At 64.9% G+C, this 20,518-nt stretch carries 24 protein-coding genes; 12 read left to right on the top strand and 12 right to left on the bottom strand.

The genetic code is table 11. From position 1 onward, the window contains the following. Positions 1-64 precede the first annotated feature (64 nt). From EAV90_RS06260 to EAV90_RS06250, 3 genes are all read left to right on the top strand, one after another. Positions 65-1,021 carry a DUF2778 domain-containing protein gene (locus tag EAV90_RS06260; RefSeq protein WP_129142944.1) on the top strand — a complete coding sequence of 319 codons (957 nt, stop codon included), beginning with the start codon at positions 65-67 and terminating at the stop codon, positions 1,019-1,021. A gap of 69 nt (positions 1,022-1,090) precedes the next feature. Next, positions 1,091-1,348, top strand: coding sequence for a hypothetical protein (locus tag EAV90_RS06255; protein ID WP_027572180.1), 258 nt, complete (start codon positions 1,091-1,093; stop codon positions 1,346-1,348). 161 nt (positions 1,349-1,509) lie between these two features. Then, a complete protein-coding gene (locus EAV90_RS06250; protein ID WP_129142889.1) occupies positions 1,510-2,601 on the top strand; it encodes a TRAP transporter substrate-binding protein in 1,092 nt (363 codons plus the stop codon). A gap of 159 nt (positions 2,602-2,760) precedes the next feature. On the opposite strand, the gene EAV90_RS06245 is transcribed toward EAV90_RS06250, so the two are convergent. From EAV90_RS06245 to EAV90_RS06220, 6 genes are all read right to left on the bottom strand, one after another. Then, complete coding sequence (locus tag EAV90_RS06245; protein ID WP_122403489.1) at positions 2,761-3,543, bottom strand: ABC transporter ATP-binding protein; 783 nt, start codon at positions 3,541-3,543, stop codon at positions 2,761-2,763. Next, positions 3,531-4,586, bottom strand: coding sequence for a dihydrodipicolinate synthase family protein (locus EAV90_RS06240; protein ID WP_129142888.1), 1,056 nt, complete (start codon positions 4,584-4,586; stop codon positions 3,531-3,533). Before EAV90_RS06240 ends, EAV90_RS06245 begins: the two co-directional genes overlap by 13 nt. Positions 4,587-4,592: 6 nt before the next feature. Continuing rightward, positions 4,593-5,414: a GNAT family N-acetyltransferase gene (locus tag EAV90_RS06235; protein WP_129142887.1), complete on the bottom strand. Its 822-nt coding sequence runs from the start codon at positions 5,412-5,414 to the stop codon at positions 4,593-4,595. Continuing rightward, on the bottom strand, positions 5,401-6,438 hold the full coding sequence (locus EAV90_RS06230; RefSeq protein ID WP_129142886.1) for an NAD-dependent epimerase/dehydratase family protein: 1,038 nt from the start codon (positions 6,436-6,438) through the stop codon (positions 5,401-5,403). The genes EAV90_RS06235 and EAV90_RS06230 overlap by 14 nt, the downstream gene beginning before the upstream one ends. 31 nt (positions 6,439-6,469) lie before the next feature. Next, positions 6,470-7,240, bottom strand: coding sequence for an ABC transporter permease (locus tag EAV90_RS06225; RefSeq protein WP_129142885.1), 771 nt, complete (start codon positions 7,238-7,240; stop codon positions 6,470-6,472). Positions 7,241-7,324: 84 nt separating this feature from the next. Beyond that, on the bottom strand, positions 7,325-7,972 hold the full coding sequence (locus EAV90_RS06220; RefSeq protein WP_129142884.1) for a TetR/AcrR family transcriptional regulator: 648 nt from the start codon (positions 7,970-7,972) through the stop codon (positions 7,325-7,327). A 100-nt stretch (positions 7,973-8,072) separates the two neighbouring features. Here EAV90_RS06220 and EAV90_RS06215 point away from each other — a divergent pair, with 100 nt between their 5' ends. From EAV90_RS06215 to EAV90_RS06195, 5 genes are all read left to right on the top strand, one after another. Beyond that, the gene (locus tag EAV90_RS06215) at positions 8,073-9,089 is read left to right on the top strand and encodes an ABC transporter substrate-binding protein (RefSeq protein WP_129142883.1); all 1,017 of its coding nucleotides are present in this window, start codon (positions 8,073-8,075) and stop codon (positions 9,087-9,089) included. Between the two features lie 353 nt (positions 9,090-9,442). Continuing rightward, on the top strand, positions 9,443-10,141 hold the full coding sequence (gene minC / locus EAV90_RS06210) for a septum site-determining protein MinC (protein ID WP_122403482.1): 699 nt from the start codon (positions 9,443-9,445) through the stop codon (positions 10,139-10,141). Between the two features lie 21 nt (positions 10,142-10,162). Further along, positions 10,163-10,978 carry a septum site-determining protein MinD gene (gene minD, locus EAV90_RS06205; protein WP_122403481.1) on the top strand — a complete coding sequence of 272 codons (816 nt, stop codon included), beginning with the start codon at positions 10,163-10,165 and terminating at the stop codon, positions 10,976-10,978. Continuing rightward, positions 10,975-11,256, top strand: coding sequence for a cell division topological specificity factor MinE (minE, locus tag EAV90_RS06200; RefSeq protein ID WP_035703963.1), 282 nt, complete (start codon positions 10,975-10,977; stop codon positions 11,254-11,256). The genes minD and minE overlap by 4 nt, the downstream gene beginning before the upstream one ends. A 173-nt stretch (positions 11,257-11,429) precedes the next feature. After that, the gene (locus tag EAV90_RS06195; RefSeq protein WP_027572193.1) at positions 11,430-11,615 is read left to right on the top strand and encodes a hypothetical protein; all 186 of its coding nucleotides are present in this window, start codon (positions 11,430-11,432) and stop codon (positions 11,613-11,615) included. A 21-nt stretch (positions 11,616-11,636) separates the two neighbouring features. On the opposite strand, the gene EAV90_RS06190 is transcribed toward EAV90_RS06195, so the two are convergent. Beyond that, positions 11,637-11,888 (bottom strand): hypothetical protein, encoded by a 252-nt coding sequence (locus EAV90_RS06190; protein ID WP_122403480.1) that lies wholly within the window; start codon positions 11,886-11,888, stop codon positions 11,637-11,639. 107 nt (positions 11,889-11,995) lie between these two features. After that, on the bottom strand, positions 11,996-12,385 hold the full coding sequence (locus EAV90_RS06185; RefSeq protein WP_129142882.1) for a hypothetical protein: 390 nt from the start codon (positions 12,383-12,385) through the stop codon (positions 11,996-11,998). Between the two features lie 127 nt (positions 12,386-12,512). Here EAV90_RS06185 and EAV90_RS06180 point away from each other — a divergent pair, with 127 nt between their 5' ends. After that, positions 12,513-13,295 (top strand): SDR family NAD(P)-dependent oxidoreductase, encoded by a 783-nt coding sequence (locus tag EAV90_RS06180; RefSeq protein ID WP_129142881.1) that lies wholly within the window; start codon positions 12,513-12,515, stop codon positions 13,293-13,295. Positions 13,296-13,403: 108 nt separating this feature from the next. Here EAV90_RS06180 and EAV90_RS06175 read toward each other — a convergent pair whose 3' ends face one another. Both EAV90_RS06175 and EAV90_RS06170 read right to left on the bottom strand, forming a co-directional pair. Beyond that, complete coding sequence (locus tag EAV90_RS06175) at positions 13,404-13,634, bottom strand: DUF6894 family protein (RefSeq protein ID WP_129142880.1); 231 nt, start codon at positions 13,632-13,634, stop codon at positions 13,404-13,406. Between the two features lie 369 nt (positions 13,635-14,003). Next, complete coding sequence (locus EAV90_RS06170; RefSeq protein WP_129142879.1) at positions 14,004-15,092, bottom strand: hypothetical protein; 1,089 nt, start codon at positions 15,090-15,092, stop codon at positions 14,004-14,006. Between the two features lie 309 nt (positions 15,093-15,401). On the opposite strand from EAV90_RS06170, the gene EAV90_RS06165 reads away from it, so the two are divergent. Further along, positions 15,402-16,019 (top strand): L,D-transpeptidase, encoded by a 618-nt coding sequence (locus EAV90_RS06165; RefSeq protein ID WP_162500602.1) that lies wholly within the window; start codon positions 15,402-15,404, stop codon positions 16,017-16,019. 42 nt (positions 16,020-16,061) lie between these two features. Here EAV90_RS06165 and EAV90_RS06160 read toward each other — a convergent pair whose 3' ends face one another. Both EAV90_RS06160 and EAV90_RS06155 read right to left on the bottom strand, forming a co-directional pair. Then, the gene (locus EAV90_RS06160; RefSeq protein ID WP_129142878.1) at positions 16,062-16,493 is read right to left on the bottom strand and encodes a COG4315 family predicted lipoprotein; all 432 of its coding nucleotides are present in this window, start codon (positions 16,491-16,493) and stop codon (positions 16,062-16,064) included. A gap of 117 nt (positions 16,494-16,610) precedes the next feature. Further along, positions 16,611-17,075: a MarR family winged helix-turn-helix transcriptional regulator gene (locus EAV90_RS06155; protein ID WP_122403474.1), complete on the bottom strand. Its 465-nt coding sequence runs from the start codon at positions 17,073-17,075 to the stop codon at positions 16,611-16,613. 94 nt (positions 17,076-17,169) lie between these two features. Between EAV90_RS06155 and EAV90_RS06150 the strand changes: the two genes are divergently transcribed. Together EAV90_RS06150 and EAV90_RS06145 are read left to right on the top strand one after the other, a co-directional pair. Beyond that, a complete protein-coding gene (locus EAV90_RS06150) occupies positions 17,170-19,092 on the top strand; it encodes an FAD-binding monooxygenase (RefSeq protein WP_164936805.1) in 1,923 nt (640 codons plus the stop codon). Positions 19,093-19,244: 152 nt separating this feature from the next. Further along, positions 19,245-20,324 carry an SH3 domain-containing protein gene (locus EAV90_RS06145; protein ID WP_129142876.1) on the top strand — a complete coding sequence of 360 codons (1,080 nt, stop codon included), beginning with the start codon at positions 19,245-19,247 and terminating at the stop codon, positions 20,322-20,324. Positions 20,325-20,518 lie beyond the last annotated feature (194 nt).

The raw sequence follows: 20,518 nt of genomic DNA, 5'->3' as shown, positions 1-20,518 counted from the left end.
TTCCGACGCAGCACACGCCGAGAGGCTGTTGTCGCGCCGCCGTATTGGGCGCGCCGAGACGGTTATGCTGTCTCTGGCCGCGATCGCGCTGGCGCTTGGCACCGCCGCGTGGGTCACCGATATCGGCGATTCGACTCCGCTGGTCTCCGCCGCCTTGCCGCCGGCCAATTCCCCTTCGTTCGAAGACCGTTTTGCGTCGGCCGCCGGCAGCCCGTCGCCCCGCGAGCTCGGCCTGCGGGCGCTGGAGCGCTCCGCAGCGAATGCGGTCCAGCTCAAGCTGCGGGACGCCAAGGCAATGCTCGCCCAGAGACTCCAGGGCGACGACTGGCGCTCGATCCTGACCGAGGACGACCACTCCTCTGCGGTCGAGGAGGCGAAGCCCTCGCAACAGCGCGCCGACGTCATTCCGATGCCGCGCTCGCGTCCGGTCCAGGCGGACTTCTCCGCCCAGATCGCCTCCAGCCAAGCCTATGCGGAGACCAACCCCAAGGTCGACAACCGCAACTTCTTCGAAAAATTCACCGACAAGATCAAGCTGGCCTCGTTGACTCCCAGCGACGGCTTGTTCGCCAAGGCGCCGGATCTTGCCGCCCTCGGCTACGATTCGCGGACGGCGGTCTATGACATCTCGGCCAAGGCGGTGTACCTGCCGAGCGGCGTGGCGCTGGAAGCTCATTCCGGCATGGGCGCGCTGATGGACGACCCCGACCATGTCGACCAGCGTATGGTCGGCGCGACCCCGCCGGCGACCTACGACCTCAAGCCGCGCGAAAAGCTGTTCCACGGCGTGCGGGCGCTGCGCATGACACCGACCGACGGCACCAGCGCGCTCGGCCGCGTCGGTCTGCTCACGCACAACTACATGCTCGGGCCGCGCGGCGATTCCAACGGCTGTGTCTCGATCAAGGACTATGATCGCTTCCTCAAGTCCTACGACAACGGCGAGTTCAACCGCCTGGTCGTGGTGCCGAGCCTGCGCGGATCGGCGACCGCTTCGCAGCGCGCGAGCACCGATTCCTGATATTCGCCCGTGACGGCGGGGTTGCTGCCGTTTCCCCTTCGTTAAGCCATCCTCGTCCAGAAGCAGCTCATGAGTGATCCATCAAGTTCCGAAACTCCGCTGCGCACGACGTTCAAGATCAAGTTGAACGGTGACACGTTGGCGATCGCGACCGTCGGTCAGGCCTATCAATTCCTCACCAACTTCAAATCGGTCGAGTGGATGGAATTTCGCTCGCTGCACGAGGACGCCATCGCGGCTCTGGAAGGTGCCGCGGGTAACGCCATGCTGGCGGTGCAGGCGACCAACGCCGTGCGCGCGCTGTTCGTCAGCGCGAAATTGCTTTGAAGTGAGTGCCTTGTAGCCTGTATGGAGCGCTTCGCGCAATCCGGGCTACGGACCTTTCGGGCGCATCTTGAACTCCGCTCTAGGAACGGGCAAACGGTCCGCGAAGACCGTCGCCGCAATGCCGATATGTTCGAAACTTGCTTCAAGGGAGAGTCCCCATCATGAAACGCCGTACATTCCTTCGGGGTGGCACGGTCGCCGGCGCGGCGACGCTGGTTGCTGCACCTGCCATCGCGCAGAGCGCGCCCGAGATCAAATGGCGCCTGACCTCGAGCTTCCCGAAATCGCTGGACACCATCTACGGCACGGCGCAGACCTTTGCGAAATACGTCGCTGAGGCCACCGACAACAAATTCCAGATCCAGACCTTTTCGGCCGGCGAAATCGTTCCCGGTCTTCAGGCGCTCGATGCGGTCAGCACCTCCTCGGTGGAGATGGCGCAGACGCCACTTTATTTCTACATCGGCAAGGAGCCGGCGCTGGCCTATGCCACCGGTGTGCCGTTCGGCATGAACCATCGCCATCAGGAATCCTGGTGGCATTTCGGCGGCGGCGCTGATCTCGCCAATGAGGCGCTCAAACCCTTCAAGGCGCACGCGATCCTCTGCGGCAATTCCGGCACCCAGATGGGCGGCTGGTTCCGCAAGGAGATCAAGACCGTCGACGATCTCAAAGGTCTCAAATTCCGCATCGCAGGCATGGGCGGCCACGTGCTGGCAAGGCTCGGCGTCGTTCCGCAGCAGATCGCGGGAGGTGACGTGTATCCGGCCCTCGAGAAGGGCTCGATCGACGCCGCCGAGTTCGTCGGTCCTTATGACGACGAGAAGCTCGGCTTGCAGAAGGTGGCCAAGTACTACTATTTCCCCGGCTGGTGGGAAGGCGGCGCCATGCTGCACATGATCGTCAATGACGAGAAATGGGCCTCGCTGCCGAAGCAATATCAGGCGATCGTCAACCAGGCCGGCGCGGCGGCCGGCGCCTGGATGCTGGAAAAATACGACAGCGTGAATCCGGCGGCGCTGAAGCGGCTGATCGCCAATGGCGCCGAGCTGAAGGCATTCCCGCAACCGGTGCTGGAGGCCTGCTACAACGCCACCCAGGACCATCTGAACGAGCTCGCCGCCAAGAGCGAGCTGTTCAAGCGGACCAAGGACAGCCACGACGCGTATATGAAGGAGCTCCTGTTCTACACGCAGATCGCGGAGAATTTTCACGACAACTATCTGCTCAGCAAGATGCGCAACAAGAGCTGAGCGGACGATGCGGGCGCGGTGTCGCGATTGCGCCGCGCTCCCGTAAGGGCGGGCAAAGGCGCCTTTGCGCCGTGCCACCATTTCTTGCTTCACTCGCCATGGTGGGCACGCTTCGCTTCGCCCAACCTACCGGACTCCATCCGGGCTCCGGACTATCGTCTACGCCGCGCCCAGTCCCAGCTTCGCATATATCCGCCTTGCATACGCTCCAAACGCGTCCGTGGTCTTGAGCGGCAGGTCGCGCGGGAAGGGCAGGTCGATTGCGAAATAGTCGGCCATCTTCGCAGGTCCCGCCGTCAGCACGGCGCAATGCGAGGACAGGAAGACGGCTTCCTGGATCGAATGCGTGACGAAGATGATGGTCTTGCCGCTCTCGCGCCAGATCCGCAGCATCTCCAGATTCATCTGCTCGCGCGTCAGCGCATCCAGCGCCCCGAACGGCTCGTCCATCAGGATCAGTTTTGGATCATGAATGAAGGCGCGCGCGATCGCGGTGCGCTGCTGCATGCCGCCGGACAGCTGCTGCGGATATTTCTGCTCAAAGCCGGCGAGCCCGACGAGGTTGAGCAGGTCGCGCGCCCGCTCGCGCGCGGCCTTCATCGGCAGGCCGACGATCTCGGCCGGCAGCAGCACGTTTTCCAGGATGGTGCGCCACTTCAAGAGCAGCGCCTGCTGGAACACCATGCCGATGTCGCGGGTCGGATCGAACGGGCTGTTGGTATTGCCTATCCTGACGGTGCCGCCGTCGGCGCCGTGCAGGCCAGCCAGGATCTTCATCACTGTCGTCTTGCCGCAGCCGGAGGGGCCGACCAGCGAGACCAGCTCACCTTCAGCGACGTCCATCGTGACGTCGGACACCGCGAGAAACTCCGCGCCGCCAGAGCGATAGACCTTGCGGACGCCTTGCAGGCTGATGAAGGGGTCTGAGCTCATGCCAGCCATTTGTTCAAGTTCGCGGCGACGAAGGCATCGTCGCTGAGGTCCGCGTGCTCGCGCGTGACGCGGTCGATCTCCTCCTTCTGGCCGGGGCTGAGGGCCTCGTTCGGATCGAGGCACCACAGGCCTTGCATCAGACCCTGGCGCCGCAACACCTCGTGGCAGCCGGCGATGCAGCCGTGAAAATCGTTGGCGACGTCGAAGAAGGCGCTGTTGCAATCGGTGACGCGGGCATCGAGCGCCAGCAGGTCGGCCGGCACGCTGTCCTTGTGCCGCGCCGCCTTGCAGCGCGCGAACTGCTTGACGGCAGTCGCGGTCCACACGGACCAGTGGCCGAGCAGGCCGCCTTTGAAATAGGTTCGCGTGGTGATGCCGTTGTCGCGGAGATCGAACGGGAGCATCAGGTCGAGCAGGATGTGGTCGTCATTGCCGGTGTAGAGCGCGACGCGGTCGAGCGCGCCGGCGGCCGCCACGCCGCGCAGCACGTCGAGTGTCCGATAGCGGTTGAACGGCGCGATCTTGATCGCAACGACATTGTCGATCGCGGCGAAGCGTTGCCAGAACCGGCTCGACAGGATGACGCCGCCGACGGCCGGCTGGAGGTAGAAGCCGACCAGCGGAATCTCGGCGGCCACGGCCGTGCAATGGGCGATGATCTCGTCCTCGGAGGCGCTTTTCATCGCCGCAAGGCTGAGCAGGCCGGCATGATAGCCGATGTCGCGTGCGGTGCGGGCCTCAGTGGTTGCCTGGCTGGTTGACCCGACGAGGCCGGCGACCAGCGCCAGCGGCCGCGTGGTCCAGCTCGCGGCGGTCTCGGCGGCGAGCTCGAGCACGGGACGATAGAGACCGACGTCGCGGATCGCGAACTGCGTCGTGTGCACGCCGACGGCGAGGCCGCCAGCGCCGGCGTCGATGTAATAGCGCGTCAACGCGCGCTGATGCGTCTTGTCGAGCCGGCGCCCGGCGGTGAGCGCGAGGGGGTGTGCCGGCAGCACGGTGCCTTCGGCGATCAGCTTGCGGATGTCGCTGTTGATCTGGCTGTGGTGCATGATGTCCTATCCGAATTCGGGGCCGGCGACGGCGAATGGCGTTTCTTCGGCCGCGATGCTGGCGGGGCCGAACCGCATGCGCTGGAACGGCCGCTCGATGGTCCAGCCGGACCTCGTCAATCCCTCCAGGAACGCAGCTTGTGACGCGACGGCATCGAGCAGAAGTGGGCCATTTTCGGATCCTGCAATCGCGCGAACCAGCGCCAGCGCTTCGGTGGCATGATCGGCGAACAACGGGCCGATATGGCGCGCGGTTCTGCCGTCGCGGACCAACGCAATGCATCCGCTTGCTGCGACGATGCGTGACCCAGCGCGCTGTGTGAAAGCGGTCAGCAGAGCAGTGCGGTCGAAGCCGGTGGCGCGCCGGTCGCGGGTACAAAGCGCCTCGAGCGTTGCGGCCGATGGGGCCGCCTCGGTGGCCTGCGCGGATTTCTCCAGCTTCAAACGGCGCAATTGCAGGGTCGGCGTAAATCCGAGCGGTCCGTAGACGGCGGCGCCGTCGGGCGTCGCATCGAGCCAGCTCGTCAGTCCATTCTTGCGCGCCGTTTCCAGGCAGGCATCGACCAGACGCGTTGCAAGGCCGCGGCGGCGGTGCGTGCCTGATACCAGCACCATGCTGATCCAGGCGTTGTTGCCGGAATAGGGCAGGAGGGCTGCGGTCGCGACCAGTCGCGCTCCGTCGCGGATGCCGAACACGATGCCCTCGCGCAGGAAGATGCGCCAGTCCTCTTCGGTCTGATTCCAGTGCGCTTCCGTCGAGAGCGCCAGCCCTGCGATCGCGTCCTGCACGCCGAGCTTGAGGACGGGCGGCCCGTCAGTAGCGTCCATCGCGCACCTCGTATTTGGTGGGCTTGCCGAGGCTCGGCATGGCCCGAGAGACCCAATCCGCGGTCCAGGCGATCAGCTGTTCGGTGTCGACCACCGGCAGGCCGAACAGCTCAACTGCCTTCGACGTGTCGGTCAGCCACGCCGTCGGCTCTTCCTTGCCCGTCAGCACCGGCGCGCGGCCGAACCTGGCGCCAAATTTCTGGGCGAGATCGCGCACCGCCAAAATCTCGTGGCCGCTGACATTGAGCGGTGAGGTCGGCGTGGTGCAATGGGCGAGGCAGCGCAGCGCCTGCGCCGACGCATCGCCCTGCCAGATGAAATTGACATGGCCGAGGCTGACGTCGATTGGCGAACCATTGAGCACTTTCGTCGCGATATCGTGCAGCACACCGTAACGCATGTCGATCGCGTAATTGAGGCGGAACAGGCGACCCGGCGTGCCGAACTTGCGCGAGAAATATTCGAACATGCGCTCGCGGCCGACGCAGGATTGGGCGTATTCGCCGGGCGGGTTCGGCGCCATCTCCTCGGTCGAGCCTTTGCCGTCGACCGGCACGAAGGGATAGACGCAGCCGGTCGAGAACGCCACGATGCGCGAGGACGGGAAGGCCTGCGCGACCAGCGCCGGCACATGCGCGTTCATCGCCCAGGTCAGCGACAGATCGCCCTCGGCGCCGAACTTGCGTCCCGCCATGAAGACGATGTTCGCCGCTTTGGGCAGCGCTTGAATTGCGCGCTCGTCCATCAGGTCGCAATTGATGGTCTCGACGCCACGCGCATGCAGCCAATCCTTCACGCTCGGGTCGCTGAAGCGCGCGATGCCGATGACGCGGCGGTCCGGCGCGGCGGCTTTCGCGAGCCCCGCCAGCGTCGGGCCCATCTTGCCGGCGACGCCGAGGATCATGATGTCGCCCTCGACCTTCTCGAGGTCGTCGATCAGCGCCTGCGTCGGCCGGCACAAGAGCTCGTCGAGCGCAGCGACATCGGGGATGGTCTTCGGCAGCGTGTGGCGTGTGAGCAGCATGGATTTGTCCCGGGTCTTAATTCTGCCGTTGTCAGGTCTGTCTTGCGTCACCGACCACGAACATGCGTTCGAGGGCCAGCACCAGGCCGTAGAGAGCGACGCCGAGCAGCGTCAGCAGCACGACGGCCATCACCATCGCGGGCGTGTCGAGCGAGGACTGCACCTGGATCATGAGGTAGCCGAGCCCGCGCTCGGAGGCGATGAACTCGCCGACGATGGCGCCGGCGACCGCCAGGATGGCGCCGACCTTCATGCCGGAGAACACGTAAGGCAGCGATCCCGGCAGCTGGATCTTGCGGAACAGCGTCCAGCGCGAGCCGCGCAGCGATTTGACGAGGTCGAGCAGATCAGGCTCGACCTCGCGCAGGCCGCGCGCGGTGGTGAGCAGGATCGGGAAGAAGCAGATGCTGAAGGCGATCAGGATGTTCGGCACGATGCCGTAGGAGAACCAGACGATGAAGAGCGGGCCGAGCGCGACTTTCGGGATCATGTTCAGCGTGACGAACAGCGGTAGCAGCACGAGGCTCAGCAGCGGGGCCCAGCTGAAGATCACGGCGAGCGCCACGCCGACGAATGCGCCGAGCGCAAAGCCGCCGAGGATCTCGATCGCCGTCACCAGCGTGTTGGCGCCCCAGGCGTAGCCCGCCGTCCCCAGCGTCTGCACCGTCGCGAGCGGGGAGGGCAGGATGAATTTCGGCACGTGGAAGGCATCGACCGCAACCTGCCACAGCACGAGCACGGCGAGATGCACGATCAGGATGATCGCAAAGCTGCGCGAGCTGCGTGCGTTGTCTCCTGCCACCGACTGCTCCCTGTTGGCCGCGGCAGCGATGCCGCAGGTCGCAAGCCTAACCGGCCTTCGAGAAAGTTTCAACCAGTTGGTTGATTAGGGCCGGAGCGACTGCAGCACGAGGTCGGCGACGTGCCGGCGCCGGGCGCGCCGCTGGGCACGGCTCGACAGATCCTTGCCGAAGATCGCCGACAGCGTCGGCGTGTTGGAGAAGAAGAAATAGCTGAGCCCCGCAATCGAGATATAGAGCTGGACGGGATCGATCCCCTTGCGGAACACGCCCGCGCGCACCCCCTCGTTGAGGATGTGGGAAACGCTTCTCACGAGCGGTGAGTGCATCGCCTCCAGCCGGATCGAGCCGCGGACGTGGCGGGCGCCGCCGCGGTTCTCGTCGTTCAAGAGCACGATGAAATCAGGGTTCGCCGCCAGGTGGTCGAACGACGCTTCGATCAGCTTGCGGATCGCCGTCTCCGGCGGCAGGCCTTCGAGATTGAGCCTTCGCTCCTGCTCGCGGATGTCCTCGTAGACCCATTCGAGCACGGCCAGATACAGCGCGTCCTTGTCGCCGAAATAGTGATAGACGAGCTGCTTGTTGACGCCGGCACGCCCGGCAATCTCGTCGACGCGGGCGCCCGCAAGACCGTGCCGGGCGAATTCCTGGCGCGCCGCCGTCAGCAGTTTCTTGCGGGTGGCGACGGGGTCGCGGCGCTGCGGCACGGTGTCGCCAGATCGTTTTGCGGGCATTTCCAACCAAACAGTTGACAAGTTGAGGGCGGGCTTGTTGCATTGGTATCCTCACAAGGGGAGAGCGACAAGCCGGGTCGCGGCAACGAGGAGAGATGCGATGAAGCGTTTGCAGGCGGCGGGCTCGGCCCTGATGTTGGCCTTGGGAGTCGGTACGTCGGCGGTGCCCGCGCATGCGGGAGAAGCCGTCAATCTGATCCTCAACTGGACGCCGACGGCCGATCACTCGCCCTATTATTACGCCAAGGCGCAGGGCTGGTACGAGAAGGCCGGCATCGACCTCACCATCGAGACCGGCAAGGGCTCCGGCGTCTCCGCCGCCAAGGTCGGCTCCGGCGGCTCGCCGTTCGGCGTCGCCGATTTCGCCACCATGCTGGTGGCCAAGAGCAAGGGCGCCGACGCGGTCGCGGTGATGAGCGTCTATGCCAATACCGGCCAGACCTTCTACTGGCTGAAGAGCTATGGCGTGAACGGCGTGAAGGATTTCCCCGGCCACAAGATCGGCAATCCGCCGGGCGATGCCTCGCGCGTGATGTGGCCGGCGTTCGCCAAGGCGGCAGGGCTCGCGCCCGACTCCGTCGGCTTCGTCAATGTCGGACCGACCGCGAAGATCGCGGCGCTGAAGAGCCACACCGTCGATATCATCAGCGACTTCTACAACGAGCACGACCTGAAGGTGATCGAGTTCGGACCCGATCTCGGCTACCTCAACTGGAAGGACATCGGGCTCAACCCTTACGGCAATTCGCTGATCGTCAACGGCGCGTACCTTCAGAAGAATCCGAAGGTCGTCGAGGATTTCGTGCGCGTGACGCAGAAGGCCTTTGCGGCGTGCGTTGCCGACGTCACGCCATGCCTGAAGGCGCTGCTCGACCAGGTCTCCGGTCTCGACAAGGAGAACCAGGAGCGGCAGTGGGAGCGCATCAAATTCCTGATGACCGACGAGTTCACGACCACCAAGGGTCTCGGCTGGATCGACGGCGAGCGAATGAAGAAGGACTACGAACTGGTCCAGACCTATGTCGGCATGGAAAAGCCGTTCGACGTCACCACCGCATTCACGACCAAGATGCTCGATCCCAGCATCAAGATGGATGCGAGCAAGGTGAAGAAGTAGGGGGCGGGCTCACCGTCTGTCCTCGTCATTGCGAGCGCAGCGAAGCAAATCCAGAGGCTCCCCGCGGGAGGCGGTCTGGATTTGCTTCGCTGCGCTCGCAATGACGATGTGGAAAGTGTGTGCCTTGCTCTCCGCTCGTGCCCCGGACGCAGCGCAGCGTCCCTTTGACGATTCGCTGCAGAGCCGGGGCCCGGTTCTGCGCAGCAACGCTTGCGCGTTGCGGCGCGTCCGGGACATGGGAGCGCGCAATCTGCCACGATCCTTCCCCACGTAATCCCACGGAAAGTTAACCCGCCGTTAACCATATCCGCCGCATCGTTAACCATTCAATAACAGGGAACGAGTCGGCCGTGATGGAGGCTGCAGCTAAAGTCCAACGTCAAATGGTGCGCCTGCGAGGGCGCTCCTATGTGGCTTTCGTGTTCACGCCGACGGTTCCGGTCCAGGACTGGCTGCATGAGATCGACGCCACCATCGCGCGGTCGCCGGGCTTCTTCGCCGGTCGGCCCGTGGTGATCGATCTGTCCTCGGTCGACCTCAGCCAGGCCGGCATCGGCCATCTGCTCACCAGCCTTCAGGACCGCAACATCCGCGTGCTCGGCATCGAGGGCGTGGAGGAGGGAAGGCTGACACCGATGATGCCGCCGCTGCTGACTGGTGGGCGCAGCTGCGTGGTCGAGCCGAGCGCGCCGAAGAAGGCCGAACTGAAGGCCGAGACCAAGCCGACGTCGCTGCTGCTCGAAAACCCCGTGCGCTCGGGCCAGACCGTGATCTTCCCGGAAGGCGACGTCACCATTCTGGGCTCGGTCGGCTCCGGCGCCGAAGTCGTCGCCGGCGGCTCGATCCACGTCTATGGCGCGCTGCGCGGCCGCGCCATGGCGGGCGTGAACGGACACACCAGCGCGCGCATCTATTGCCAGAAGATCGAAGCCGAACTGCTTGCGATCGATGGGTTTTATCAGACTGCCGACGACATCGACGAGGCCCTGCGCGGCAAACCGGCGCAGGCCTGGCTGCAGGGGAATACCATGCGAATTACAGCGCTGAACTGACCAGCAAAGGAGACATTTGCGATGAGTAAGGTACTGGTCGTGACATCAGGCAAGGGCGGGGTCGGCAAGACTACCACGACCGCCGCGCTGGGAGCGGCGCTCGCGCAGCGCGGCGACAAGGTGGTCGTCGTCGATTTCGACGTCGGCTTGCGCAACCTCGACCTCGTGATGGGCGCCGAACGCCGCGTGGTGTTCGACCTCATCAACGTGGTGCAGGGGGTGGCAAAGCTGCCGCAGGCGCTGATCCGCGACAAGCGGCTGGAGAATCTGTGGCTGCTGCCGGCTTCGCAAACCCGCGACAAGGACGCGCTGACGGAAGAGGGCGTCGGCAAGGTCATCGCCGAGTTGCGCAGCCGCTTCGACTGGGTGATCTGCGACAGCCCGGCCGGCATCGAGCGCGGCGCGTCCATGGCGATGCGCTTCGCGGACGAGGCCGTGATCGTCACCAATCCGGAAGTCTCCTCGGTGCGCGATTCCGACCGCATCATCGGCATGCTCGATTCCAAGACGGTGCGGGCCGAGAAGGGTGAGCGGGTCGAGAAGCACATTCTCATAACCCGCTACGATCCCTCGCGCGCCGCGCGGGGCGAGATGCTGACCATCGACGACATCCTCGAGATCCTAGCCACGCCCTTGCTCGGCATCATCCCCGAGAGCCAGGACGTGTTGAAGGCCTCCAACGTCGGCACGCCGGTGACTCTGTCCAACGCGGACGGCGCGCCGGCGCGGGCCTACATGGACGCGGCCAAGCGCCTCTGCGGCGAGAACGTGACGATGCATGTTCCTGCCGAGCGGAGAGGCCTGATGGATCGTCTGCTGCGACGGAGGGCTGCATGAGCATGGGTCTGCTTCGACTTCTCCGCGGCAAGAAGGCCTCGGCGCCCGTCGCTCGCGAACGGCTGCAGATCCTGCTTGCCCATGAACGCGGAATGCGCGGCCAGCCCGATCTGCTCGGTGTGCTGCGCGAGGAAATTCTCGCCGTCGTGTCCAAGCATGTGACGCTGGACCCGACCAAGGTCATCGTCCGGCTCGAGCGCGGCGACGAGGTCTCGACCCTGGAGGTCGACATCGAGGTGCCCAACGACTTCGAACGCAAGAAGGTGGCGGTCGCGTAGGGCACGCGGCCGAAGATTCCCGTTATGGGGTGGGTGAGAAGGCGGTCCGCCGGGCATGGGGGCCGCCTTGTCTTCGGGCTCACGTCGATCGGACGGAACGCGCCCCGGGCTTCAATCGTTGTGAACAACCCGCGGGAGCGTTGCACCGCAGTTGGTCAGACCGGAGAGCGCCCATGATGTCCGAGGTCCAGGTCCATACCGTTGCCCGGCAGATGCTCGAGCAGCACGGTTTTGCTGCGATCGCGAAGGCCGCCGAGCAGGCCCAGGCCTGCGAGGGCCGCGGCGAGGCCGAGGAGGCCAAGGAGTGGCGTCACATCGTGGACGCCATGAAGATCATGCGCGGCCCGCATCAGAGCTGACATTCAGAGGCCCGGTCACGCTCAACGCTCCCCGCGGTCAGCGCCTTGCGACGAAGTGCGATTGTGTGTCTGGGGCTGCGCACGCTCGCCCGACTCCTTGCAGGGGAGCGGTTCCCACGTGCCGTCCGGCGCCTGCTGATAGGCACTGCAGGACGACGACGATGTGGGTTTTTCCTCGCCCTTCTGGGCATCGGAATTCCTCGCCAGTGCGGGCGCAGTCAGCACCGTGGCGGCCGCAATCGCGCCGGCGAAAACGCAATGGATACTCCGCATCAGGACCTCCTGTTCGAATTCCAGGAGGCAGCATGCTTTCGAGGATTGTGACGATTTTGGGCCGTAGCGCAGGTTCCGTCGCGGCGTGCTTAACACCGCGAAACCGGCTAGCCGCCCTTGCTGCGGATCAGGCCGGCGAGGTTGGTCTTTTGGGCCTCGCACCAGCCGGGCATGCCGAGGCGGCGCTGGTCCATGTCGGTCGCCTGGGTCGCGACCGCGACCTCGGCCATCAAATCATCGTCCTGCTTCTCACCCATCTTCCCGCCAGTGTGCATCCAGGCAATCGCCTTACGTACCTTCTCGGTGGTGCCGTCGGGCAGATGCATCTGCCGCGCCCTCTGCACGAGGTCCTGATAGACGAGGTCCGTGTTGGGACACTCGACCTTGGCGGCGAAGGCCTGCAAGACCATGGTTACATAGGTCGACCGCGGCGGCGCGTCGGCCGCCTGGGGCGCAGCCAGCAGCAACAGGCCCGTCATCAGAAAATCGGCGCGCATCCCTGGAACCTCCTCCGTTTTTTGAGAGGCTAGCGTCCGGCGCGCCGCTCGGCAATGGGGCCGGAGCGCGATTGTCGTCCGTCCGGGCGGTGGGCTAACCTGGCGCTCCCCAGCCGCGGAGCGCAACATGAGCCTGTTCAGCACGCCGTTCGATCCCGCATACGACACCGCGCTCGTCACCGGCGCGGGCAACGGCATCGGCCGCGCGATCGCGCTAGGCTTGGTCGGCGAGGGCGTCCGCACCATGTTCGCGGATGTGAACGCGGAGCGGGTGCGTGCCGCGATCAGCGCGAGCGAGAGGCCCGATTTGGCCGTGCCTTGGGTCGGCGATCTCGCCAGGCTCGAGGCCTGCGATGAGCTGTTGACTGCCGCACATGCCGCGCTGGGCGCGATCACGCATTTCGTCCACAGCGCCTCGCCGCCGCGGCGGGAGGCCGATCATGCGCTCGCGGTCGATCGCAGGACATGGCAGGAGATGCACGCCGTCAATCTCGATGCCGGATTTCATCTGGCGCGCGAGCTCGCAAAACGGCTGATCGCGGCGAAGCGGCCGGGCTCGTTCCTGTTTCTGACCTCGCTGCATGCGGGCACCCCGCGCAACCTGCCGCATTATTCGACGGCGAAGGCGGGGCTGGGGATGTTGGTGAAGGAGCTGGCCAAGACGTTTGGCCGCCATGATATCCGCGTCAACGCGCTGGTGCCCGGCGCGATCGCAGCCGGTGGCTTCGTTGCCGATCCCGCGCTGGCGCGGCACATTCCGCTCGGGCGTCTCGGCGAGGCCCAGGATCTCGTGCCGATGGCGCTCACGGTGCTGTCGAACAAGCTTTCCGCTTACGTCACCGGCGCAGCCTTCGTCGTCGATGGCGGATTGTCGCTGACGAACTGGTTCGAGCCGCCGACGCTGGACTAAAGCGCGATGAGATTTGGATGAATCGTCATCGCGCTTTAGCTTGTTGTTTACGCATGATCTTTCCGGAAAACCGCTTCGCAGTTTTCCGGATCATGCTTTAGGCTCAGCTTAGCGCTGCCAGGCCGGTACCGGATCGAGCGGCGTGCGATAGAGCTCGTTGTGATCGCCATCGGTGACGCGCACCGAGCAACCCTTCTGCTGCAGCTCCGGCTTCACCTGCGACAGCTCGCACGCCAATTGATCGGCGCGATCGGAGGCAACCTCGATGTCTTCGAGGATGATTCCACCTTGGTTCTTGAACTCTTCACCAACCACGAGATCGAAAGAGTAGTAGGGCATCCGACTTCCCCCGGTGTGACGATCTGAGCTTCAGCGCAAGTCTCAACGCATGTCGGATGGTACCACTGAGTCGATATCTGCCGAATGTACTCGCCGCGCAATCTCTGGGCTTATGGCGCAGAAATGATGTGCAGCGTGCGGGTTCGTTAAGATTTTATTAAATATATCTGCGGGATCATAAGGCATGGAATTGCAGCAGAACCGGGCTCCGGGAACCGGCAGCTGCAAGAGAAGGCCGGCGGCATAGATCCCGACGGCCTTTTCTCTTGAGCGGAAGACGAACGAGGCATCGCTTCCGTAATCGCCCGGACTCAACGCATCACACCGACTCGGACAGCGTGCGCGATGTCGTGCTGTCGTCTGCCGCTGCTAGCGCAGCGGCATCGGCGGACGCACGACAGGTCCGTCGTCATCGGCAACGGCTTGCGTCGTCGCAACGGGCGGCGCTGGCGGCGGAGCCGCGGCTGCCTGCGATGGCGGTGGAGGCGCGGGCGAATAGGCCGGCATGTAGGTCCGCGTCACGGCCGGCCTGACAGCCGGTTTGGGCTTGCGAAGCGGCGGCGCGGGAGGCTGCGGCGGGAGCGCAGCAGCGCGCGGGCGCGGATCGGCCGGCCTCGTCTCAACAGCCACTGGCCTGGGCGCAGGCGGCTTCGCCATCTCACGCGCCATCTGCTCCTGTCCGGCCTTCAACTCGGCGATGTTGGACTTGAGCTGCTCGATCTGCTGCGCCATCGCGGCGAGATCGTTCGTCATTGACTGCAACGACTGCGACTGCAACGACTGCGAGGTGTCGGGCTGCGCTGTTGCGGGCGCGGCGGCAAGCTGGGTCGCAGGCGGGGTCGCAGCTTGATCGGCCGCTTGTTCGGCTACCGCTGGCGCTTCAGGCGGGGCAGCTTGCGCCGCCGCGACGGGCGTCGCCTGCGGGGTCGAAGACATCAGCGGCATGGAAGACGGCATCAGTGACGTCAATACCGGCGTCCATTCGGCGAGCATTTGCTTTGCCGTGTCGCCGTGCTTCTCCCAGGCGATGGCGGCCACCACGCTGGTGCCCGCAAGCAGGAACGTGACGAACGCACGGCGCAGCCACTTGCCGATCGAGGATCGCTTCGGCCTGACCGGACCATCACTGGACGTGACGCGGACAGCCGTGTCGACCGACGGTGCCGCGGCGGGCTTTCCGTAGACGACGTTGATGGTGGGCTCGGGCGCGCGCGGCGGCTCCACAGTGAACTTCGGCTCCGGAGTAAACTTTGCCTCCGGAGTAAACTTTGGCTCCGGAGTAAACTTGGGCTCCGGACGCGGCGCGATCTCCGGCGCCAGCGCGGGGGGCACGCTGGCTGGCCGCGAAGCCAGCACGATCTCCGGAGAGATCTGAAGCGCGTCATGCGGATCGTTGTCCTTGATCGTGTCCTTCACGATCTCATCGACGATTTGCTTGGCATTCAGCGTCGCGAGCATCGCAGCTCCTTTGAAGCCCGGTTGATGAGGTTTAATTCGTCCGCATTGGCGCGGGGCTGATCTGAGGTGAGCCCATGCCGCAACGAGTCCAGCCGGGTTTGACCAAAGCAAGGCGAGGGAATGGAGATGATGCGACAGTCTTCCGCCGTTTGTGGTGATGGAACCCGGTTTGTCGAACACGCGCAATTGTTCCATTCTGCCTTGTTTTCAGCACGATTTTGGCAGCATGTGGGGCTGCTGGGGGCGCTGCTATCCGCTATCCGGGGGCCGGCGGTGCCAAGATCTCTACTCGTTTTGTTCGTCGCAGCCATGTTGCCGCTGGGCGGCTGCATGCAGGCGACGCTTTCGCCATCGACGGATGCGAGCATGACGCCGCGCGACCGTCAGTTGCTCGCGCACACGCCTTATGCGCAGGCGAACGTGCCCGAGCAATATCTCCGCCACATCGTGGACTACCGTCGCAAGGAGCAGCCGGGCACGATCCTGGTCGATACCGATGCGCGTTACCTCTATTACGTGCTGCCCGATGGCAAGGCGATCCGCTACGGCGTTGCGGTCGGTGAGGAAGCCATGGCGTTTTCCGGCGTCGCGCGTGTCGGCCGCTTGGCGGAATGGCCGGACTGGGTTCCGACGGCGGATATCCAGGCGCGACTCGGCCCCTATCCGGCGCGCGTTCCCGGGGGGCCTGCCAATCCGCTGGGCGCGCGGGGCATCTATCTCTATGTCGGCAACAAGGACACGCTCTACCGCATCCACGGTACCAACCAGCCCGAATATATCGGGCAGGCGATCTCGTCCGGCTGCATCCGGATGCGCAACGAGGACGTGATCGATCTCTATGATCGGGTGAAGCTGGGCTCTACCGTGGTGGTACTGCCGCCAGGGCAGAGCGCGCAAGCCGAAACGGGCGGGCGCTGGCGCGGGTGAGGCTGCGCGACCGGCCGTTCGAGCCAGGTTGTTTCTGCGCTGCTACTCAGGCCGGGCAATGCGCCATTGCAGCGTCGTGGCATTGCCGTTGGCATCGCCCGGCGCCTTGTCGGCGGGCGAGGTGTAGAGCGGGCGGTAGCGGTACGCCCACATCTTGGTGCCGTCGTTGCGGCTGATCACGGTGAAGTCGCCGACAGCCTTGGCGTCGGCCGTCGCCGCCAGCGGCACCCAGCTCTCGGTGCACTTGCCGTTGCAGTTCGAGGTCTTCCCGGTGGTGTCGCGCTCGTAATAATAAAGCGTCATGCCCTTGAGATCGACGAGCTTGGGACCCTGCTTGGTCAGGACCACCTTCGCCGGTGCCGTCGTCGCCTCGGGTTTCGGCGGGGGCGGGGCATCGCCGCCGCCATGGCCGTTGGCGAGCGCGTGACCGGTCGAGAGCGCGATGGCTGCGGCAATAACGACGAACCTGGACATCCGAAACTCCGCCCCGCAAAGTTAATCGCGCGTTAAGCGCCCAATGCGGCCGACGTTAGCAGCCGAAGGTTAGTTCCTGGTTTCGTGCGCTGCGACAATTACGGACGGGGTGCGGCATCAGACCTGCGCATCGCGCAGCGGAGCGCGGCTGAGCTCATTGCCGGCGGCGATGGCCTTGCGCAAGAGCCGCATCAGCTCCTCGCTCTCCTTCGCGCTGAGACCACGCAGCATGATGCGCTGCGCGGATTCGACGGCCGGCGTGATCTTGCGCAGCGTGCGCCGGCCTTCGTCGGTGATCTCAAGCTCCCGCGCGCGGCGGTCGCGGCTGGAGGGGCGGCGCTCCGCGAGGCCCTTCTGGACGAGGCGGTCGATCACGCCGGTGATGGTGGTACGATCGTAGGCGATCAATCCTGCGAGCGTTACCTGGTCCAGCCCCGGATTGGCCTTGATGGTCGCGAGCGCGGCGTACTGCACCGGCGTGAGATCGAAGCCGGCGTCTTCGACCTCGGCCAGGAACACCGCGACCGCGATCTGCTGGAAGCGGCGCGCCAGATGCCCGGGCATGTCGTTGTGGTCTTTCACCGAAGTCTCCGCGGAGGGTGAGGGTCATTGACAAGTATACTGATAGTCAGCATACTGATCAATATCCAAACAGAAGTTGACGGGAGAGGTGCTCATGCAATTCCATCTCAATGGATTTCAGCCGGGCGACCCAGAAATCGCCGATCCCGCTGCGCGCGTTCAGGCGTCGGGGGCGGCGGGAAGCGTGCCTGCCGAGGTCGACGTTCTCATCGTCGGTTGCGGGCCTGCCGGCCTGACGCTCGCCGCTCAGCTTGCGCAATTCCCCGATATCAAGACCTGCGTCGTCGAGCAGAAGCCGGAGCGCCTGCTGGTCGGGCAGGCCGACGGTATCGCCTGCCGCACCATGGAGATGTTCCACGCCTATGGTTTCAGCGAACGTGTGCTGAAGGAGGCCTATTGGGTCAACGAGACGACGTTCTGGAAGCCGGATGAGCGGACGCCGGAGAAGATCACGCGCAGCGGCCGGGTGCAGGACGTCGAGGACGGGCTGTCGGAATTCCCGCACGTCATCCTGAACCAGGCGCGCGTCCATGACTGCTTTCTCGACGTCATGCGCAAATCGCCGGCGAAGCTCGCGCCATATTACAGCCGGCGCGTGCTTGACCTCCATGTCGATCCGGCGGCTGATGCCGCCGATCATGCCGTGATCGTGCGGCTCGAACGCGTCGATGCTGGAAACGAGAGGAAGGTCGAGACGATCAAGGCGCGCTACGTCGTCGGCTGCGACGGCGCACGCAGCACGGTGCGCAAATCGATCGGGCGCGAGCTGCAGGGCGATTCCGCCAACCACGCCTGGGGCGTGATGGACGTGCTGGCCGTGACGGATTTCCCTGATATCCGCTTCAAGTCCCTGATCCAGTCGGCCAAGGACGGCAGCCTGCTGATCATTCCGCGCGAAGGCGGCTACATGGTCCGCATCTATGTCGAGCTCGCAAAACTCGACGTCGGCGAGCGCGTCGCCAATCGCAACATCACTGCCGACGACGTGATTGCGAAAGCGCAGCGGATCCTGAAGCCGCATTCGCTCGAGGTGAAGGAAATCGCCTGGTGGTCGGTCTACGAGATCGGCCAGCGCCTGACCGACAAGTTCGACGATGTGCCGGAGGCGGAGATCGATACGCGCCTGCCGCGCATCTTCATCGCCGGCGATGCCTGCCACACCCACAGCCCGAAGGCCGGGCAGGGCATGAATGTCTCGATGCAGGATGCCTTCAATCTCGGTTGGAAGCTCGCCGCCGTGCTCCGCAAGCAATGTGCGCCGAGCTTGCTGCACTCCTATTCGGCGGAGCGCCAGGCGGTCGCGCAGGAGTTGATCGATTTCGACCGCGAGTGGGCGGGAATTCTCGCTTCCGCCGCGAAGGCCGGCGGTGCCGATGCGGCGAAGACACAGGATTATTTCGTCCGGCACGGCCGCTACACGGCAGGGACGGCGACGCATTACCGTCCATCGGTTCTCACCGGCGCGGCCACGCATCAGCATCTCGCGGAAGGCCTCATCATCGGCAAGCGCTTCCATTCTGCGCCGGTGATCCGCCTGGCGGACGCCAAGCCGGTGCATCTCGGCCACGCGGCGCAGGCCGATGGCCGATTCCGCATCTACGCGTTTTCGCCTGCCGAGAATCCTGCGGCTGCCGGCTCGGCCATTCGTGGCTTGTGCAACTTCCTTGCCGAATCCCGGGAATCGCCGATGCGGCGATACACGCCTGTTGGCGCAGACATCGACAGCGTGATCGACCTGCGTGCCGTCTTTCAGCAGGATCATCGTGAGCTTGCCGTCGCGGCGATGCCGCCAATGCTGCTCCCGCGCAAGGGCCGCTATGGTCTGATCGACTACGAGAAGATGTTTTCTCCGGACCTCAAGGGCGGCCAAGACGTCTTCGCAATGCGCGGCATCGATCGAAAAGCCGGCTGCATGGTCGTGGTCCGGCCCGACCAGTATGTCGCCAGCGTGCTGTCGCTCGACGACTTTGCAGGGCTCGCCTCGTACTTCGACGCCTTCATGCTGCCGGTGAACTGACGCTGGAATTGCTACGCTCGCGGTGTCGATGAACGGCGGATGAATATTGAACTCCGCGCGCAGCGTGTTCTCAATCTTTCGGCGGATGCAGTGATGACAGGCGGAACGCCCGTTTCGCTTGCGCGTTCCGTCTCGCAGAGGAGGAACATGCCATGAGACTCAGAAGCGTTCTGTTTGCTGCATTGCTGCTCGCCCCGACGGCCGCACTGGCCGCGCCGGGCATCGTCACCGTCTCGACCGGTCTGCGTGCCGGGCCGGGCGCGGGCTTTCCCCTGGTCGATCGCATCCCCGGCGGCGCCCGCGTCAACATCCATGGCTGCCTGCGCGGCAATGCCTGGTGCGACGTGAGCTTCTCCGACGATCGCGGCTGGGTATCCTCGCAATATCTCGAATATCTCTACCGCAATCACTACGTCTATCTCCCCGACTATGTCGACGAGATCGACGTGCCAGTCGTGCCCTTCGTGCTGACCTCGTACTGGTCGAGCTATTATGCGGGACGCCCCTGGTACCGCCGCCACGCTTACTGGAACAATTACTGGATCTCGCACGAGCGCTTTGCGACGCGGATGACGCTCGACCCGGGCGCAGCCCGTATCGGTCGTGCAGCGACGCGTGACGCGGCAATCGCGCTGGAACGTGAAGGCGTGCGTGGCAAGGGTGCCGCCGCGATCTCGGGGCGTGACGCTACGACCTCACGGCACGATGCCGCGATTGCCACCCGTGACGCCGCGATCGCAAGGCGCGACGCTGCGATCGCAAGGCGCGACGCTGCGATCGGAAGGGGCGACGCTGCGATCACGAAGCGTGATGCGGCGATCACGAAACGCGACGCTGCAGTGACGGCCGACCGGACGCGCGTCGGCCGTAGCGAGCGCATCGCGCATGAGCGGGCCAATGTGCAGAGCCGCAATCCGCGCGATGCACAGGCGCGCATGATGCACGAGCAAGCTGCAAGCCGCGCCGCCGTCCGTGCCCAGCCGATGGCGCGTGCGCATGAAGCGCCGCGCGTGTCGGCTGCACCTGCCGCACGGCCCACGACGCCGCACGTGGCGCAGCCGAATGTGAGCCATGGTGCGCCGATGAATGCGCGCGCGCAGATGCCGGCACCGCGCGCGACCGCGCCTGCCATGCCGCATCCCGGCGGCGGTGGCGCTCCGCACGTCAATGCCGCGCCACGTGCGGGTGGCGCCCCGGCCGGCGGTCCCGGCGACGGTCACCAGAAGCACTAAAGCATGATCCGGAAAAGTGCGAAGCGGTTTTCCGGAAAGATCATGCGTAAACAACAAGCTAAAGCGCGATGACGATTCATCCAAATCTCATCGCGCTTTAGCCTTCCCTGGAAAGCCCGGCCCTCGCGCCGGGCTTTCTGCTTTGGCGGGCCGCTCAAGTTCCGTGCGCGTACAATTTAAGAAAGTTCTTCGCG

The organism is Bradyrhizobium vignae, from assembly GCF_004114425.1.
In the GTDB taxonomy this organism is placed as follows: Bacteria; Pseudomonadota; Alphaproteobacteria; order Rhizobiales; family Xanthobacteraceae; genus Bradyrhizobium; species Bradyrhizobium vignae.
This window is presented reverse-complemented; position numbering and strand designations above follow the sequence as displayed.

Excerpts from the sequence above, each read along its gene's own strand:
- EAV90_RS06185 (WP_129142882.1), bottom strand. The coding sequence starts at position 12,385 with ATGCGCGCCGATTTTCTGATGACGGGCCTGTTGCTGCTGGCTGCGCCC.
- EAV90_RS06170 (WP_129142879.1), bottom strand. The coding sequence starts at position 15,092 with ATGCTCGCGACGCTGAATGCCAAGCAAATCGTCGATGAGATCGTGAAG.
- EAV90_RS06240 (WP_129142888.1), bottom strand. The coding sequence starts at position 4,586 with ATGCACCACAGCCAGATCAACAGCGACATCCGCAAGCTGATCGCCGAA.
- EAV90_RS06145 (WP_129142876.1), top strand. The coding sequence starts at position 19,245 with ATGAGACTCAGAAGCGTTCTGTTTGCTGCATTGCTGCTCGCCCCGACG.
- EAV90_RS06245 (WP_122403489.1), bottom strand. The coding sequence starts at position 3,543 with ATGGCTGGCATGAGCTCAGACCCCTTCATCAGCCTGCAAGGCGTCCGC.
- minD (WP_122403481.1), top strand. The coding sequence starts at position 10,163 with ATGAGTAAGGTACTGGTCGTGACATCAGGCAAGGGCGGGGTCGGCAAG.
- EAV90_RS06195 (WP_027572193.1), top strand. The coding sequence starts at position 11,430 with ATGATGTCCGAGGTCCAGGTCCATACCGTTGCCCGGCAGATGCTCGAG.
- EAV90_RS06250 (WP_129142889.1), top strand. The coding sequence starts at position 1,510 with ATGAAACGCCGTACATTCCTTCGGGGTGGCACGGTCGCCGGCGCGGCG.
- minE (WP_035703963.1), top strand. The coding sequence starts at position 10,975 with ATGAGCATGGGTCTGCTTCGACTTCTCCGCGGCAAGAAGGCCTCGGCG.
- EAV90_RS06180 (WP_129142881.1), top strand. The coding sequence starts at position 12,513 with ATGAGCCTGTTCAGCACGCCGTTCGATCCCGCATACGACACCGCGCTC.
- EAV90_RS06160 (WP_129142878.1), bottom strand. The coding sequence starts at position 16,493 with ATGTCCAGGTTCGTCGTTATTGCCGCAGCCATCGCGCTCTCGACCGGT.
- EAV90_RS06150 (WP_164936805.1), top strand. The coding sequence starts at position 17,170 with ATGCAATTCCATCTCAATGGATTTCAGCCGGGCGACCCAGAAATCGCC.
- EAV90_RS06190 (WP_122403480.1), bottom strand. The coding sequence starts at position 11,888 with ATGCGGAGTATCCATTGCGTTTTCGCCGGCGCGATTGCGGCCGCCACG.
- EAV90_RS06215 (WP_129142883.1), top strand. The coding sequence starts at position 8,073 with ATGAAGCGTTTGCAGGCGGCGGGCTCGGCCCTGATGTTGGCCTTGGGA.
- EAV90_RS06220 (WP_129142884.1), bottom strand. The coding sequence starts at position 7,972 with ATGCCCGCAAAACGATCTGGCGACACCGTGCCGCAGCGCCGCGACCCC.
- EAV90_RS06175 (WP_129142880.1), bottom strand. The coding sequence starts at position 13,634 with ATGCCCTACTACTCTTTCGATCTCGTGGTTGGTGAAGAGTTCAAGAAC.
- EAV90_RS06165 (WP_162500602.1), top strand. The coding sequence starts at position 15,402 with ATGTTGCCGCTGGGCGGCTGCATGCAGGCGACGCTTTCGCCATCGACG.
- EAV90_RS06230 (WP_129142886.1), bottom strand. The coding sequence starts at position 6,438 with ATGCTGCTCACACGCCACACGCTGCCGAAGACCATCCCCGATGTCGCT.
- minC (WP_122403482.1), top strand. The coding sequence starts at position 9,443 with ATGGAGGCTGCAGCTAAAGTCCAACGTCAAATGGTGCGCCTGCGAGGG.
- EAV90_RS06255 (WP_027572180.1), top strand. The coding sequence starts at position 1,091 with ATGAGTGATCCATCAAGTTCCGAAACTCCGCTGCGCACGACGTTCAAG.
- EAV90_RS06260 (WP_129142944.1), top strand. The coding sequence starts at position 65 with ATGCTGTCTCTGGCCGCGATCGCGCTGGCGCTTGGCACCGCCGCGTGG.
- EAV90_RS06235 (WP_129142887.1), bottom strand. The coding sequence starts at position 5,414 with ATGGACGCTACTGACGGGCCGCCCGTCCTCAAGCTCGGCGTGCAGGAC.